This is a genomic window from Ruegeria sp. HKCCA5763 (genome assembly GCF_013034545.1).
Taxonomy (GTDB): Bacteria; Pseudomonadota; Alphaproteobacteria; order Rhodobacterales; family Rhodobacteraceae; genus Ruegeria.
The window spans coordinates 717,238-731,827 of record NZ_WQGF01000001.1 but is presented as its reverse complement, the minus strand read 5'-3'; the positions used below and the strand labels follow the sequence as shown (position 1 = coordinate 731,827).

Annotated in this window: 13 protein-coding genes and 1 tRNA gene; 4 read left to right on the top strand and 10 right to left on the bottom strand. The window is 54.1% G+C overall.

Annotated features, from left to right (window positions below; all coding sequences use genetic code 11):
* Window positions 1-15 precede the first annotated feature (15 nt).
* The 4 genes from metA (at window position 16) to GOV89_RS03550 (ending at window position 3,514) form a co-directional block, all read left to right on the top strand.
* Window positions 16-933 carry a homoserine O-succinyltransferase gene (metA, locus tag GOV89_RS03565; protein ID WP_171237479.1) on the top strand — a complete coding sequence of 306 codons (918 nt, stop codon included), beginning with the start codon at window positions 16-18 and terminating at the stop codon, window positions 931-933.
* Window positions 923-1,876: an alpha/beta fold hydrolase gene (locus tag GOV89_RS03560; RefSeq protein WP_171174387.1), complete on the top strand. Its 954-nt coding sequence runs from the start codon at window positions 923-925 to the stop codon at window positions 1,874-1,876. The genes metA and GOV89_RS03560 overlap by 11 nt, the downstream gene beginning before the upstream one ends.
* Window positions 1,877-1,925: 49 nt before the next feature.
* On the top strand, window positions 1,926-2,795 hold the full coding sequence (gene ppk2, locus GOV89_RS03555; protein ID WP_171234147.1) for a polyphosphate kinase 2: 870 nt from the start codon (window positions 1,926-1,928) through the stop codon (window positions 2,793-2,795).
* Between the two features lie 104 nt (window positions 2,796-2,899).
* Window positions 2,900-3,514: a TetR/AcrR family transcriptional regulator gene (locus GOV89_RS03550; RefSeq protein ID WP_171174391.1), complete on the top strand. Its 615-nt coding sequence runs from the start codon at window positions 2,900-2,902 to the stop codon at window positions 3,512-3,514.
* Between the two features lie 6 nt (window positions 3,515-3,520).
* On the opposite strand, the gene GOV89_RS03545 is transcribed toward GOV89_RS03550, so the two are convergent.
* The 10 genes from GOV89_RS03545 to GOV89_RS03500 all read right to left on the bottom strand — a co-directional run bounded on the left by GOV89_RS03545 (window position 3,521) and on the right by GOV89_RS03500 (window position 14,588).
* Window positions 3,521-4,579, bottom strand: coding sequence for an adenylate/guanylate cyclase domain-containing protein (locus GOV89_RS03545; protein WP_171174393.1), 1,059 nt, complete (start codon window positions 4,577-4,579; stop codon window positions 3,521-3,523).
* Window positions 4,576-4,944: a group 1 truncated hemoglobin gene (locus tag GOV89_RS03540; RefSeq protein WP_171174395.1), complete on the bottom strand. Its 369-nt coding sequence runs from the start codon at window positions 4,942-4,944 to the stop codon at window positions 4,576-4,578. Before GOV89_RS03540 ends, GOV89_RS03545 begins: the two co-directional genes overlap by 4 nt.
* Before the next feature lie 307 nt (window positions 4,945-5,251).
* Window positions 5,252-5,341 (bottom strand) — tRNA-Ser (locus tag GOV89_RS03535).
* A gap of 145 nt (window positions 5,342-5,486) precedes the next feature.
* Window positions 5,487-7,910 carry a DUF3772 domain-containing protein gene (locus tag GOV89_RS03530; RefSeq protein WP_171237478.1) on the bottom strand — a complete coding sequence of 808 codons (2,424 nt, stop codon included), beginning with the start codon at window positions 7,908-7,910 and terminating at the stop codon, window positions 5,487-5,489.
* The gene (locus GOV89_RS03525; protein ID WP_171174399.1) at window positions 7,910-8,944 is read right to left on the bottom strand and encodes a cysteine synthase A; all 1,035 of its coding nucleotides are present in this window, start codon (window positions 8,942-8,944) and stop codon (window positions 7,910-7,912) included. Before GOV89_RS03525 ends, GOV89_RS03530 begins: the two co-directional genes overlap by 1 nt.
* A 68-nt stretch (window positions 8,945-9,012) precedes the next feature.
* Entirely contained in the window at window positions 9,013-10,128 is a 1,116-nt protein-coding gene (locus tag GOV89_RS03520) for an NUDIX domain-containing protein (protein ID WP_171237477.1), read from the bottom strand.
* A 27-nt stretch (window positions 10,129-10,155) separates the two neighbouring features.
* On the bottom strand, window positions 10,156-10,596 hold the full coding sequence (locus GOV89_RS03515; protein WP_171174403.1) for a TrgA family protein: 441 nt from the start codon (window positions 10,594-10,596) through the stop codon (window positions 10,156-10,158).
* Between the two features lie 15 nt (window positions 10,597-10,611).
* Window positions 10,612-11,820, bottom strand: coding sequence for a cyclopropane-fatty-acyl-phospholipid synthase family protein (locus GOV89_RS03510; protein ID WP_171174405.1), 1,209 nt, complete (start codon window positions 11,818-11,820; stop codon window positions 10,612-10,614).
* A gap of 69 nt (window positions 11,821-11,889) precedes the next feature.
* Complete coding sequence (locus tag GOV89_RS03505; RefSeq protein ID WP_171237476.1) at window positions 11,890-13,314, bottom strand: deoxyribodipyrimidine photo-lyase; 1,425 nt, start codon at window positions 13,312-13,314, stop codon at window positions 11,890-11,892.
* Window positions 13,315-13,361: 47 nt separating this feature from the next.
* Window positions 13,362-14,588 (bottom strand): aminotransferase class V-fold PLP-dependent enzyme, encoded by a 1,227-nt coding sequence (locus tag GOV89_RS03500; RefSeq protein WP_171237475.1) that lies wholly within the window; start codon window positions 14,586-14,588, stop codon window positions 13,362-13,364.
* Between the last annotated feature and the right edge of the window lie 2 nt (window positions 14,589-14,590).

Genomic DNA, 14,590 nt, shown 5'->3' with positions numbered 1-14,590 from the left:
TTCGAAGTCTGACACATGCCCATCAAAATCCCATCTGATCTTCCTGCTTTTGACGTCCTGACGAAAGAAGGCGTCATGGTCATGGATGAAGATCAGGCCATGCGTCAGGACATTCGACCTTTGCGCATCGGGTTGTTGAATCTGATGCCCAAGAAAATCCAGACGGAAAACCAGTTCGCCCGCCTGATTGGTGCGACGCCCTTGCAGATCGACCTGTCCCTGATCCGCATGACGGAACATCGTACCAGGAACACTGCGGCAGAACACATGTCGGAGTTTTACCACCCCTTTCAGGAGGTCAAAGACCAGAAGTTTGACGGTCTGATCATTACGGGTGCGCCGATCGAGCATCTGGAATTTGGCGACGTCACCTATTGGGAAGAGATCAGCAAGGTCTTCGAATGGACGCAAACGAATGTTCATTCCACCTTTGGTGTCTGCTGGGGCGGTATGGCGATGATCAACCATTTCCACGGCGTGCGTAAACACATGCTGGATGCCAAGGCCTTTGGTTGTTTCCGCCACCGGAACCTGAACCCGGCCTCGCCGTTCTTGCGTGGGTTCTCGGATGATTGTGTGATCCCGGTCAGCCGCTGGACGGAAATGAAACAAGATGAAATTGATCGCGCCTCTGGTCTGAATACTCTTCTGGGTAGCGATGACGTGGGCCCTTGTCTGGTCGAAGATCCCGAGCACCGTGCACTCTATATCTTCAACCATTTCGAATATGACAGCGATACGTTGAAACAGGAATATGACCGGGACGTTGCCAATGGCACGCCAATCAACGTGCCGGTCAACTACTACCCGGATGATGACCCTTCTAAGACGCCACAGAACCGATGGCGCAGCCATGCGCATCTGCTGTATGGCAACTGGATCAACGAGATCTATCAGTCCACACCTTTTGATATGAGTGAAATTGGCAAGTAAAGCTTTGATATCCATTGGTCTTATCGTTTTAGGCCTGGCCGTTTTGACCGCTTGGCGCAGCGCCAGGAATGAGGCGATGGCCGAGGCAGCCTTTCCGCCAGAAGGTCATTTCCTGGATGTCGACGGCATCGCCGTTCATGCCGTTGTCATGGGAGAAGGCCCGGATGTCGTTCTGATCCACGGATCCAGCGGGAACACACGTGACATGACCTTCGCGCTGGCCCCCATTCTGGCGCAGAACTTCCGTGTCATCGTGTTTGATCGTCCTGGTCTGGGTTATTCTGAAAGCTTTAACCCCAACGGTGAAACTATCATCGAACAAGCAGATATTCTGCAACGTGCAGCGGCTCAGCTTGGGGCGGATAAACCCATCGTTGCAGGCCAAAGCTATGGCGGGTCGGTCTCGCTTGCCTGGGCTGTGACGCGTCCTGATAACATCTCGGCCCTTGTTCTGATCGCCCCCGCTGCTATCCCGTGGGAAACACCTTTGGATGGGTTCAACCGGCTGGCCTCAACCACCGCAGGCAATGCGCTGGCCCTGCCCCTGATCAGCTCGTTCATACCCGACTGGTATGTCACCCAAGCGCTGGACAAAGTGTTTGCACCGCAATCAGCGCCCAAGGGATATGCCGAACACTTCGGTCCCGGGCTAACGATCCGGCAGGGTTCGATGCACGCAAACGCCAAACAGCGCGCCAATCTGTTGGATGAGATCACACGCCTACAGCCAAGATATAGCGAGATTTCCGTACCGACGGAAATCATCCACGGAACCGCTGACGATACGGTTGGTCTTGAATGGCATTCAGAACGCCTGATCGACCAGATCCCCGGGGCCGAACTTATCGAGTTGCCCGGGATCGGACATATGCCACAGGTGGTCGCCGCCCCGGAAGTTGCAGCCGCAATAGATCGTGCGGCACAGCGCGCAGGTTTGCGTTAGTCAGGGCTCTAATCCATAGTAAGATATGGATTTTATCGCGAGGTGACATATGGCCCGGTCCGAAAAAGGTTCAATCGAAAGATATTATCAAAAAGACGCTCCCAAAGCGGTGCGGGAAGAAATCAAAAAATCAGGAAAAGGGGATATTCTGAACGTCTCTTACCCCTATCGCGAGAAAATGAAGACCAAGGACTATGACGATCAGATGGATCTTCTCCAGATTGAGCTGGTCAAGATGCAGTCCTGGGTGAAAGAAACCGACCAGCGGGTGGCGATCATCTTTGAAGGTCGTGACGCCGCCGGCAAAGGTGGCACCATCAAACGGTTCCGTGAAAACCTGAACCCGCGCGGCGCGCGCAACGTAGCACTTGCCAAACCTTCAGACGCGGAACGCAGCCAATGGTATTTTCAGCGTTATATCTCTCACCTGCCTGCTGCGGGCGAAATCGTGTTCTTTGACCGAAGCTGGTACAACCGGGGTGTCGTCGAGAATGTTTTCGGGTTTTGTACACAGGAGGAACGTGAGCGGTTTTTCCGTCAGGTTTTGCCGCTGGAAATGGGTCTGGTGAATGACGGCATTCAACTTTTCAAGTTCTGGCTCAATGTCGGGCGCGCTGAGCAGCTGAACCGTTTTTTGGCACGTGAAACAGACCCGCTCAAACAGTGGAAGCTTAGCCCGATTGATGTGGCGGGCCTGAACAAGTGGGATGAGTATACACAGTCGATCTCGGAAACGCTGACCAGATCGCACACCGATGTATGCCCTTGGACGATTGTGCGTTCAGACGACAAAAAACGCGCACGTCTCGCTGCCATTCGCACCGTGCTGCACGCGTTGGACTATGATGAGAAAGACAAAAAGAGCATCGGAAGGATTGATCCAAAGATTTGCGGTGGCCCGGATATTTGGGATGCATAAACCCTCGTTTCATCGCGTCCATATGGTGGCAAAGGTTGGACGGTCGCACATGTATGCGCTATCTCGTTGCTTTTTAACACTGAATCAAAACAACTGAGGGCTGGATGACGAAACGCGGTTATCACCACGGGAACCTGAAACAGGCTTTGGTCGAGGCCGCCTTGTCCCTGATCGAAGTAAAAGGCCCGACCGGTTTCACTCTGTCCGAAGCCGCAAAAACCGCCGGAGTGACGCCCGCAGCTGTATATCGCCATTTTCAGGGGCGCGAGGACCTGATTGCCGAGGCCGCGCGGCAAGGGTTCGAGATGTTCGCTGACCTCATGCAATATGCCTATGACAAGGGGCAACCGTCAGCGCTGGCGGCATTCGAGGCAACCGGACGCGCCTATCTGGCCTTTGCCCGCAAGAACCCCGGCCATTACATCGCCATGTTCGAGAGTGGGATTTCCTTAAACCGGACGACCGAGCTCTCGCTGGCGGCCAATCGCGCCAAATCGGTTTTGGAAAAAGCAGCGGCGGACCTGTCTCAACATATTCCGCCAGAAAAACGCCCACCTGCATCAATGTTCAGCGCTCATATCTGGGCGATGAGCCACGGTGTTGTTGAACTGTTCGCGCGCAACACGGGCGCGACTTCACCTTTCCCACCCGAAGAATTGTTGGAAAGTGGAATTGGCATTTACCTGCGCGGTCTTGGCCTCATTCCGCAGGACGACTGAAACAGGTCAGAGCAACCTGTTGCCCTGTGGCATGCTCAGACCTGAGGTCACATTGATCAGGTCCATCTCGCCGATACCCTTGATGTCGACACACCCAAGGTCAGAAACCTGAAATTCGTCGATCAGCGCATATTTCATCTCTTCCGGGGCCACGATATTCATCGGGTTGGCAAATACTTGCAAGCGGGAAGCAATATTCACAGCCGGACCAAAAACGTCATAGACATATTTTTGAATACCGACGACCGATCCGACCGCAGCCCCCATCCCCAAACCGATCCTGGCCTGCCATTTATGCGGGTGGCTTTCGTTCCGGCGCTCCAGATAACGCAGAAAACGTACGGCACAATGTGCAACGGCCGTGGCGTGATCCGGGGTTGGGTCAGGCATGCCGGACACCGCCAGATAAGCGTCACCAATTGTCTTTATCCGCTCGCACCCGAATTGCTCGACGATGCGGTCAAAGGCTGTGAAAATATCGTTCAGCTCACTAAGGGTCACGGTCGGATCCGTTTTGGCAGCAAAATCGGTGAACCCGACAAAATCCAGCATGACCACCGATACCTGCTGGTACAGCTGCGGTGTCACGACACCAAAGGTCTTAAATTCTTCATACACAGCTTTTGGCATCAGGTTCAGCAACAGACGCTCCACCCTCTCCTTTTCGCGCTCAAGTTCTCGGGTATTGCGCTCGACCATAGTGGAATAGCTGTCGATCATGCTTTCCAACTCGCGAATGCGCGTGATGTTTTGACATTCGACAATCAGCACCTGTTCAGAAAGACCATTGGCCAGAGAAACTGCCACCGCAAAGATCAACGTTCGGCGTTTTGGTTTGATCTGAAGTTCGACGGAATACCTAAGGCCAGATTGTTTGACATCCTCCAGCTCTTTGGAGTCGAGGTCCGGCAGAATGTCTGTAAGCGTATTGCCTTCTTCTGGTACCCCAAACCATTCCGCGAAAGGTCCGTTGTGAAACACAAACTCCAGATCCGAGGCACGAACCACGGCGACACCAACACCAATGGCACGCAACAGTTGCTCATTGATTGCCAGTATGCTCATGCCGCTGTCCGGACGACGATGATGGACCGTTTGCCCTCAATTGCAGCCAGCGCTGTTTTGATGTCATTGTCCGACATGCCATGAACGCTCAGCGCATCGCCGAACAGTTCCGCCATGACGTCGAATTCATCGTGCGAGATGTTCAGATGCCGATGAACAGCTTCAATTCTGTCGTCGTTGAAGGATGCAGGACCGCCGATTAACGAAGACACAAACTTCGTCTGATGGTCGATCAGACGGGGCATATCGATGTCTTCGAAGTAATGGCCGATTTCGTCAGAATCCAATGCCATCTCATAGAAGGTCATTACTACGCGGCTGATTGTTTTGAAGCCGCCATACTTTTCATAAAGTGTCTGTGCCACACGAATACCCGCGCGTTACTGATCAATAACACCACAAGTCTATATCAATTTGATATTTTTGTTAACGTTTATGATCTACCCGATCCGGCCGACGGAGAACTTTTGGGGAATACAAACCAGAACCGCCACAGGTTTCAGCGGGTGAACAACTTCAAGGGATCAATGCAGCAGATTTAGCAAACGCAAGCGCCGAGATTTAATGACCGCTCCCACCCGTTCGTTCATCACGAAAGTTTCGAAGTTTGCCAACAGTGAAACAACTCGACCAGCACCAGTTCGCCTACTGCCGTCAATTTTAGGAAGGTTATGGCGGAGAGACAGGGATTCGAACCCTGGAGACGGTTTCCCGCCTACACACTTTCCAGGCGTGCGCCTTCGACCACTCGGCCACCTCTCCGTGTCGGCGTTATTTGGACCAATGCGGTTAGATTTGCAAGGCCCCAATGTGGCGAAAAATCGGGAACGGAACAAATAAGTTATTCAGTTCTCACGCGGCTTTCACAACGCAAATACCTGCCCGTTCAGAGGCAGCAGTTACGCAATCACACCTCATCCCCGGTATCGGGATCCAAATCAGCCTCTGTCATATCCACGGGCCTGTTCGAATGAGTGTTTGGCGTGCTTGGCTCAGGCTTAACAGGCCCCTGCTTTTCATTTTCAGCAGGTTGGAGAGCTTCAGGATTGCGCAACCAAACATCTCGCTGAGCAAAGGGAATCTCAATCCCGGCTTCTGCGAATCTGCGGTTGATTTCATGGTTCATGTCCGATTTCACGGACAATACCCAGTTCACATCACGCAAGATTGCGCGGATCTCGAAATCCAGGGAATCCGCACCAAACCCTTGGAAAACAACGCTGGGTGCAGGGTTGGCCAAAACCATCGGGTGGTTATTAGCAACCTCGCCCAGAATGGTTTCAACCTGTCGCGTATCAGTGCCATACGCTACGCCCACAGGAACGATGACGCGTCCGATCGTGTTGCCACGTGTATAGTTGGTCACCACGCCGCTGATCAAATCCGAGTTCGGAACGATAACATCGGTTCGGTCAAAGGTTTCAATCGTGGTCGACCGAACCGAGATGTCACGGACATAACCCATCATCCCGTTCACATCGATCCAGTCCCCCTTCGAGATCGGGCGCTCGACCAGAAGAATGATGCCCGACACAAAATTGGACACGATCGTTTGCAGGCCAAAGCCGATCCCAACAGACAGTGCACCCGCAACAATGGCCAGCGATGACAAATCAAAGCCTGCCACCATGATTGCGATCAGCGCGGCTATCGTGATCCCGACATAACCAGACCCGGATACAATTGCGTTCTGACCACCGGGGTCGATTTTGGTTTTCGGAAGAAGCGAATTGCGCAAGCCGCTTTGCAACAGTCGCGTCAGGGTGTAGCCGATCGCAAAAACAGCAACAAAGGTCAGGAAATTGGTGGGAGAGATTGTGACGCCACCAATGTCAAATCCAAGCAGCAACCGCGACCATGCTTCCAGCAGATCAGTTTTACGCGCGCCCCAGTATATCGCCAGAATAGGCAACGCGATGATGGCCAGTGCAAATCCAACCAGTACCGAAAACAGCGAATCCCGCGCCGCGTCTCCTTGCCCCGTGATCCATCCATAAACTTGGCTGATAAATCTTTGCAGGATGACCAGCGCGCCGATCAGCACGAGTGTTTTTACAGCGGGAAACACGATGGCTTCAGAGGCATTGGTATACCCGAAGATCGCAAGGACAGGAGAACTGATGCCCAAGAGGAACAACGCCCGACGCAAGAACTCTACGACTTGACTGAAACCCGCAGAGCCGGTTGCAGCAGATTGATCTGAGCTGTCTGTTGATCGAATCTGGCGTATTCGCAAAAGCAACAACGCTGTTGCGACGATAATCGGAAAACTTACGACGGCACGGGTCGCGTCGGAAACGTTTTCAATACGTTCAAACAAAAGCGCCATTCCGTGCAGAACCAACAGCACAGCGAGTAGATCGATATACACGCGAAGTTCGGAAATTCGCGCGGCAGACAACCTTTTGAACCCTTGTGACGCCCCGATCACATACGCTTGACGACCAATCCAGTCATAAAACAAAATGATCGCTGCCCAATAAGGGACGTTTTCCAGAAGCAAGCTTCCCCTCAACCCGGTCACGCCGGTGAGGCTGATTGCTACGACCACGGCCAACACCCCAACCCAAGGCAGCAAAATGCGAAAAAGGGATATGGCAAAAGACCATACACCCGTACCGGCACCACCCAGGGACCTCAGGTAATCCCCACCCCGTTCAGACCAACGTTTACCAAAGATGAGCAGCACAGCCGCAATGACCAACAATACAAAGATCGCCAGTCCGCGATCACGAATCTGTTCACGTACGACGTCTGATCGCAGATTGGTTACCGTTTCATTTGTCAGGCTCTGGATTGCTTCTTTGATATCCACCCATGCTGGGCCCCAGTGTGACGGGTTTATCGGCGATGGGCCCTGCTCAAAGAATTCTTTTTTTTGCCGTGTGCGCAGGATTTGGTCTATTTCGCTGATCAGCCCATTTGCACGGCTGTAAGCCTCTTCAGATATGATACGCGGCACACGCAGGCTGTTTAGCCGTTCTTCAAGATGGGCCCGAAGCTGAGCTATGTCTTCAGGCTCGGGCGCGTCCCCTTCGGGTTTTGGACCCAAAGCCTTGATTTGACTTTGCAACGTGTTGATACGGTCAGTATTTGCCCCGCGAGCGCGATTGAAGTCGTCCCTGTAATTGTTTATTTCGGAACGTAAATTCTCTAACGCCGCGTCCGAAGCGCGGTTCGCTTCGATCACGGATTCAGCTCGGTCCGCCGTTCTTAGCCACCCCTGGTAGTACTCGCTTTGCCGATCGGTCAACTGCGCATTCGCGCTGCTTGTGAACCCAACAAGGCACAAAAATATCAGGACCAGAAACAGGCGGACCTGTGCCAGCATCACACGTCCTCGAATACGCCGGGAATACTACGGGGGGCCTCTGTCATCCAATCCGGCACAGGCAATTCTTTTTCACGCAGGAATTCCGGATTAAACAGTTTGGACTGATAGCGTGTGCCATAGTCACAGAGAATAGTAACGATGGTATGGCCCGGCCCCAATTCTTTGGCCAGACGTACCGCACCGGCCATGTTGATCGCGGTCGAGCCCCCCATGACCAGACCTTCTTCGCGCAGCAGGTTAAAGATATACGGCAGCGCTTCGTTGTCGCTCATCTGGTATGCGAAGTCCGGTTTAAACCCTTCCAGGTTCTTTGTGATGCGAACCTGACCGATGCCTTCGGCAATCGAGCCCCCCTCCATCGCGATTTCGCCGGTGGTATAATAGGAATAAAGCCCTGCCCCCATCGGATCGACCAGACCGATCTTAACACCCTTGGGCTGCAGCGCCTCGGCCACGCCGGCCAACGTTCCACCAGATCCTACGGCACAGACAAAACCATCGACCTTGCCGTCCGTCTGTTCCCAAATTTCAGGGCCTGTTGTTTCCACATGCGCCTGACGGTTGGCCACATTGTCAAATTGGTTGGCCCAAATCGCGCCATTGGGTTCGGTCTTGGCCAACTTCTCGGCCAAACGGCGCGAGTAATGCACGAAATTGTTGGGGTTGCGGTAAGGCGCGGCAGGAACCTGCACAAGCTGAGCGCCTGCCAGACGCAGCATGTCTTTCTTTTCTTCGGACTGGGTTTCAGGGATGACAATCACTGTCTTGAACCCCATCGAAGCTCCGACCAGGGCCAGGCCGATCCCCGTGTTGCCTGCTGTCCCTTCGACAATTGTTCCGCCGGGTTTCAATTCGCCCCGCGCAATCGCATCCCGGATAATATACAGCGCCGCACGGTCCTTGACGGACTGGCCAGGGTTCATGAACTCGGCCTTCCCCAGGATTTCGCAACCGGTTTCTTCACTGATGCGCTTTAACCGGATCAGCGGTGTTTTCCCGACTGCGTCGGCAAGGTCTCGTGCAATGCGCATGGCGCCCTCTTGTCGTTTGGTATCGAAGAAGATTTACAGCCGCGCCGCCGTGACCACAAGCGTGATAGTCATACACGCAGCCTGTCGCGATGACGGGCCAGCCAGTAAGCCAGAGCAACCAATTGTACGTCCTTGAAAACATGACGGTCTGCCATGTCGATGAACGCGTCGAAAGGCAGGATCTGACTGCGAATGTCTTCGCCTTCGGTATCGAGACCGCCGGTGTTTGTCGTATGGGTCAAATCTCCCAATCCGACATACAGATACATGAAGCCGGTGGATGACCCGCTTGAGGAATAGGCCCCACCCGCGTATTCCAACCGATCGAATTTTACACCGGCTTCCTCCATTGCTTCACGATGCGCGGCCTGTTCGGGTTCTTCGCCCGGGTCTATCATCCCTGCCACGGCCTCCCAAAGCCACGGTTCGGGGTCGTTAATCAAAAAAGCGGGTGGCCTGAATTGTTCGACCACAAGCACCGTATCCCGCGCCGGGTCGTAGGGCAGAACGGACACGGCACTACCTTGCATCAAGCTGCCCCGATGCAGCACAGGCCCCATTGAACCATCATGCTGGCGGTGTTGAAGGTCGACTTCCTCCATCCCGAAATAGTTGACATAGGCGCGATCGTGACGATGCACGATGACATCCTTATTTGTATCTCTTGGGTCGCCTGTGCGCCGTTTGTCCGCAAGAATTTTGGCCCAAGCCCGGGTTTGAATGGCGCGAATGTTACCTGCCATCACCTCAGGCTCGATCCTGCCAAAATACGCCATCTCTTCTTCAGCGGCCAAAGCCGTGATGTCACCCAGCCTGTCTGCCCATCCCTGCAAAGACCATTGTCCATCCGGTTCCCAACTACCGGGTGCGGGAAAAAAGACCTTTGCCTCACGCTTGTTTCCGTCGTGCAGATCAACTGTCACAGGGGTCAGGTCGTAGCCGAACGCTCCTTCATAAAATGCCAACCTGGCCAGATCCTCAGACGACAAATCCTGAACAAACACGCCATGCGCGCTGTCGCCAGACAAAGGCAGGATCATCGGGAAATCCTGCCCTTTCACTGCGTTAACAGCGTGATCAGGCAGAACCGCCGATTGAACGGAAATATCTTGTAGCGGACGTCCCAGAACGCGTTCAAGCAACGGTAAATGTCGAAGCGTTCCGTAGAAAAACAAATCAGACAAATTCAATCTCTCAGGTGGCACTTCGCATCAGCGCCATTGGCGATGGGCCTGTTCAGTGGCCAGACCAGCGACAACTGCTCCAACGGCAAATGCGATCAAAATTTCGGGGACCATCAGCAACTTGCCATACTCGATACCAATCTGGAAAATGGCCATGACCGCCTCAAACGGACCGCCATATCTATTGCGCATGGCAAGGCGGAACATCTCGTAGCAGCCCTGTACGAACAAGGCCCAAAATACCAACGACGCCACACCTGTCAGGCCGTTGTTGATGCCCGCCGTCCATCCTCGTCCGGCGCGCTTGCCCATGATTGTCCAGCCACAGGCCGCGCCAAGCGCCATGTTTACATAGGTAAAGTACCCATAGTCCTTACCTTCTTCACCATTGTCGATGATCATCCCTGAGACGATGAAGGCCAGCACGACAAGGCAAACAGCGGCAACAAGACGCGAGGCAGTGGGCATATGACGGTCCGTTCGTTAACTTGGTTTTGCTATGGTGATCTGTGTCACATCACAATTGCTTGTGTCAAAGGCCGCGCCACATGCGGTCAAATAATAATTCCACATGCGGCGAAAACGCTCATCAAAACCCATTTCAGCGATCTGGTCCCACTTGGAATTGAACGTCTCGTACCAGCGGCGCAGTGTCAGGTCATAGCTTTTGCCAAACTCTTTGGATTTAACCACGCTCAATCCGGCTTGGTCGATCTGCTGCCGCAGGATCGAGGGGGACGGTAACATACCCCCCGGGAAGATATATTTCTGAATGAAATCAACACCGTTCTTGTAATAGTCCCAGCGATGATCGCCCACGGTGATGATCTGCAATGTCGCTTGTGCGCCAGGCTTCAGCCGGTCACGAACAGTTTCGAAATAGACCGGCCAGTACTTTTGACCCACTGCCTCGAACATCTCGATTGAAGCAATACCGTCATACAAGCCCTTTTCGTCGCGATAGTCTTGCAACTTGAACTCCACCTGACCATTTAATCCTGCGTTGTCAATACGTTCCTTGGCGAATTTAAACTGTTCCTGGCTGATGGTCAGACAGGTCACACGCAGACCACGCTCTTTGGCCGCATATTCCGCAAACCCACCCCAGCCGCAGCCGATTTCCAGAATATGATCGCCGGGTTTGACGCCCATCTCATCCACAAGGCTTGCATATTTGGCGGTCTGTGCCTTTTCTAAACTCTCCTGCCCGGTCTCGAAAATCGCACTGGAATAGGTCATGGTTTCATCCAGCCAAAGGCTGTAGAAATCATTGCCCAGATCGTAGTGGTACGAGATGTTCTTTTTCGCCTGCGTCCGGTTGTTACGGTGCAACCAGAACCGAAGCCGCTCATAGGCTTGCACTAGGAATTTGCCGGTAAACCCGTCATACACGGTCTCGGATCCCAGATGCACAAGGTCCATGAACGAGCGCAGGTCGGGCGTGCTCCAGTGGCCATCCAGATAGGCATCGGAAAAGCCCAACTCGCCCTCTCGTACCAGGCGCGCAAAGATATCGCCGTCATGAACGTGGACCTCAGCAACCGGCCCCGGCTTGGCTCCTTCGGCGCGGAATGTGCGACCATCGGGTAAAACGATATCAAGCCGCCCGTATTCCATTTTGGTCAGCATCTTGAAAACTTGAGCAAAATATCTGGGCAAGTCTTTTTGCCCTTCAGTCGTCGTCAGGATCATCCGCTCTCCCCTTTGCGGTGTCGATATTAAGCTAGGCCGCGATTTTGTTTCTGGCAAGTTTTCAATTCCTTAGTGGGTTTTTCGGCTTTCATAAGCGCCAAGCGCGCGGCTTCGACCCTCTGCCAAAGCAACAACTGGCGCTGGGTAGTCTGCGTCCTCGTGCAGGTTCCAGGACCGGGGGACCGCTTTAAAATAGGAACGGGCCGTTGCGCTGGATTTTCTATGGCCTTCGGCAATCCAGCGCCTCAGATAAGCGCCGTCCGGGTCAAATTTCTCAGCCTGCGTCTGAGGGTTGAAAATCCGGAAAAACGGCGCGGCATCAGGGCCAGAACCCGCCACCCATTGCCATCCCATCGCGTTGCAGGCCGGATCCCAATCGATCAGGCACTCCTCAAACCACTGCATCCCGATTTTCCAGTGTGTCATCAGATGCTTGGTCAAATAGCTGGCCACGATCATCCGCGCCCGGTTGTGCATCCGGCCTGTCACATACATCTGGCGCAAACCAGCATCGACCACAGGGATACCGGTTCTGGCCTGTGTCCATGCAATAACGTCCGGATGTTCGGGGTCCGTGTTCCACGGAAAACTATCCCATTCTGGCTTCCAATTGTCGCTTAGCAGATGCGGCGTGTGGTACATAAGGTGATAGGCAAACTCACGCCACACCAACTGACGCAAGAAAGCCTCGGTGCCCGAAACCCCCATCAAAGCAGCTTGGTGGACCCGGTGCCAAACCGTGCGCGGGCCAAGCTCGCCCAGCGACAGGTATTCAGATAAGTTCGATGTTCCGTCCTGATCCAGCCGGTCACGCTGGCTGGAATACTTTGAAACGCGGTCCAGAAACTCGTCCAGATGATCGCGGGCGGCCTGCTCGCCAGGTTGAACGAAAGGTCGCACAACGGCTGCGCCCCGGTTCATTGCACGCCCCATCTGCCACGCGTTCAGATCCTCAGTTGCAGGCCAGGTGTCAGGTGATTGCAAACGCGTCACCTTCGCAGCGGGCGCAGGAACGTCCCGGCCCTGAACCGCGCGCCACATGGGGGTGTAAACGCGAAAGGGCTGACCGGCCTTGGTTGCGACTGTCCAAGGCTCAAACAGCAAATGCCCGGCAAAGGACTTGGCTGTCACACCTTGCTCGGTCAACGCGGCCTTGATCTCTGTGTCACGCTCAATCGAGGCCAGATCATAAGAACGCGACCAATAGACCGAAGTGGCGCCGGTCTCTGCCACTATGTTTTGCAATTGAGCCAGCGCATCCCCGCTTCGCAGGATCAAACGGCTGTCCAGTCGCGCCAATCCCTCGGCAAGCGCGCCCAATCCTAACTCAAGACGCCATTTTGGTGCCGAACCCAGGCGTCCAACAAGGTCATCGCAAACAAAGACCGGAATAACCGGGCGACCACTCTCAGCCGCTGCTGTTAAGGCTGGATGGTCCGACAGGCGCAGATCCCGCCGGAACCAAATAATGATCGGAGTTTGCCCGTGTGCCATGTTTGCCCTGCTGTTTTCTTCGTATACGAAGGCTCAGGGATAATGGATCACAAAACGCGTTCAAGCGCCTCTAAAAGTTGATCAATTTCCTGTTGCGATGTGTAATGCGTAAAGCTGACCCGAAGCACGCCCTGTGCCGGGTCAACCCCCATGGCTTGCAACGGGCGCACGGCATAGAAGTCTCCGCCACCTGCCATAACGCCGTGTTGCGCCAACTCTGCGGCAACAGTTTCAGCCGGTCGATTTAACGACATCGCAACTGTTGGCGCGCGCCGAGTGGCGTCAGATGTGCCGATCAAACGCACTGCGTTGCGATCCTTGACCGCGTCCAGCACCGGCTGCAGCAAGGACACTTCCTGACCGCGCATCAGGTCATGTACAAAAGCGCCTTGTGCGGCGGCATCAGAGGTCGGCCCGCCATGGTGCGCACTCAGCAATTCCACATAATCCGCCATGCCCGCACAGGCAGCGATCTGCGCGTGATCCGGACCGGCCGGGGTGAACCGTTTATACAAAACGTCACCGTTAAAATAATGCGCCTGATTGGGAAGCAACTCTCCTATTGTGCGTCGGATGACCATGCAGCCCTGATGCGGCCCATAGGTTTTATAAGTCGAAAACAGGTAGATATCTGGCCCAAGGTCACCAACATTCGGAAAACCATGCGGGGCGTACGAAACGCCGTCAACGCAGACAAACGCGCCTGCCGCGTGGGCAATTGCGGTGATTTCCGTCACTGGATTGATCTCACCTACAACGTTTGAACAATGCGGGAAACAGACCAGACGCACCCTTTCGTCCAGCATATTTTCAAGGTCTTCGGGCTTTAACGAACCGGTTTCAGGGTCAATCTGCCATTCGCGAATTTCGATCCCCTCATCGGCCAATCTACGCCAAGGGCCAGAATTTGCCTCATGATCCTGATTGGTCACGACGATGGCTTCGCCGGGCTTCATCCATTGCCGGAACGCCTGCGCCAAAACATAGGTATTTTGCGTGGTCGAAGGGCCGAAACTTAGTTCATCGGTGTCGACCCCCAGGATTGCGGCCATACGCGCTCGTGCTTCATCCATTTCGGCCCCTGCCAAACGGCTGACCTCGTAAGGCGCATAAGGCTGAACTTTGCGTTGCGTGTAGAACCGCGTCAGTCGGTCAATCACCGGTTGACACGTGTACGACCCACCGGCGTTTTCAAAAAAAGCCTGACCTTGCAAGCTGGGTTCGGAAAAAGCTGGGAATTGCGCCCGAACAAAATCGATATCAAGAGAGCTCATGC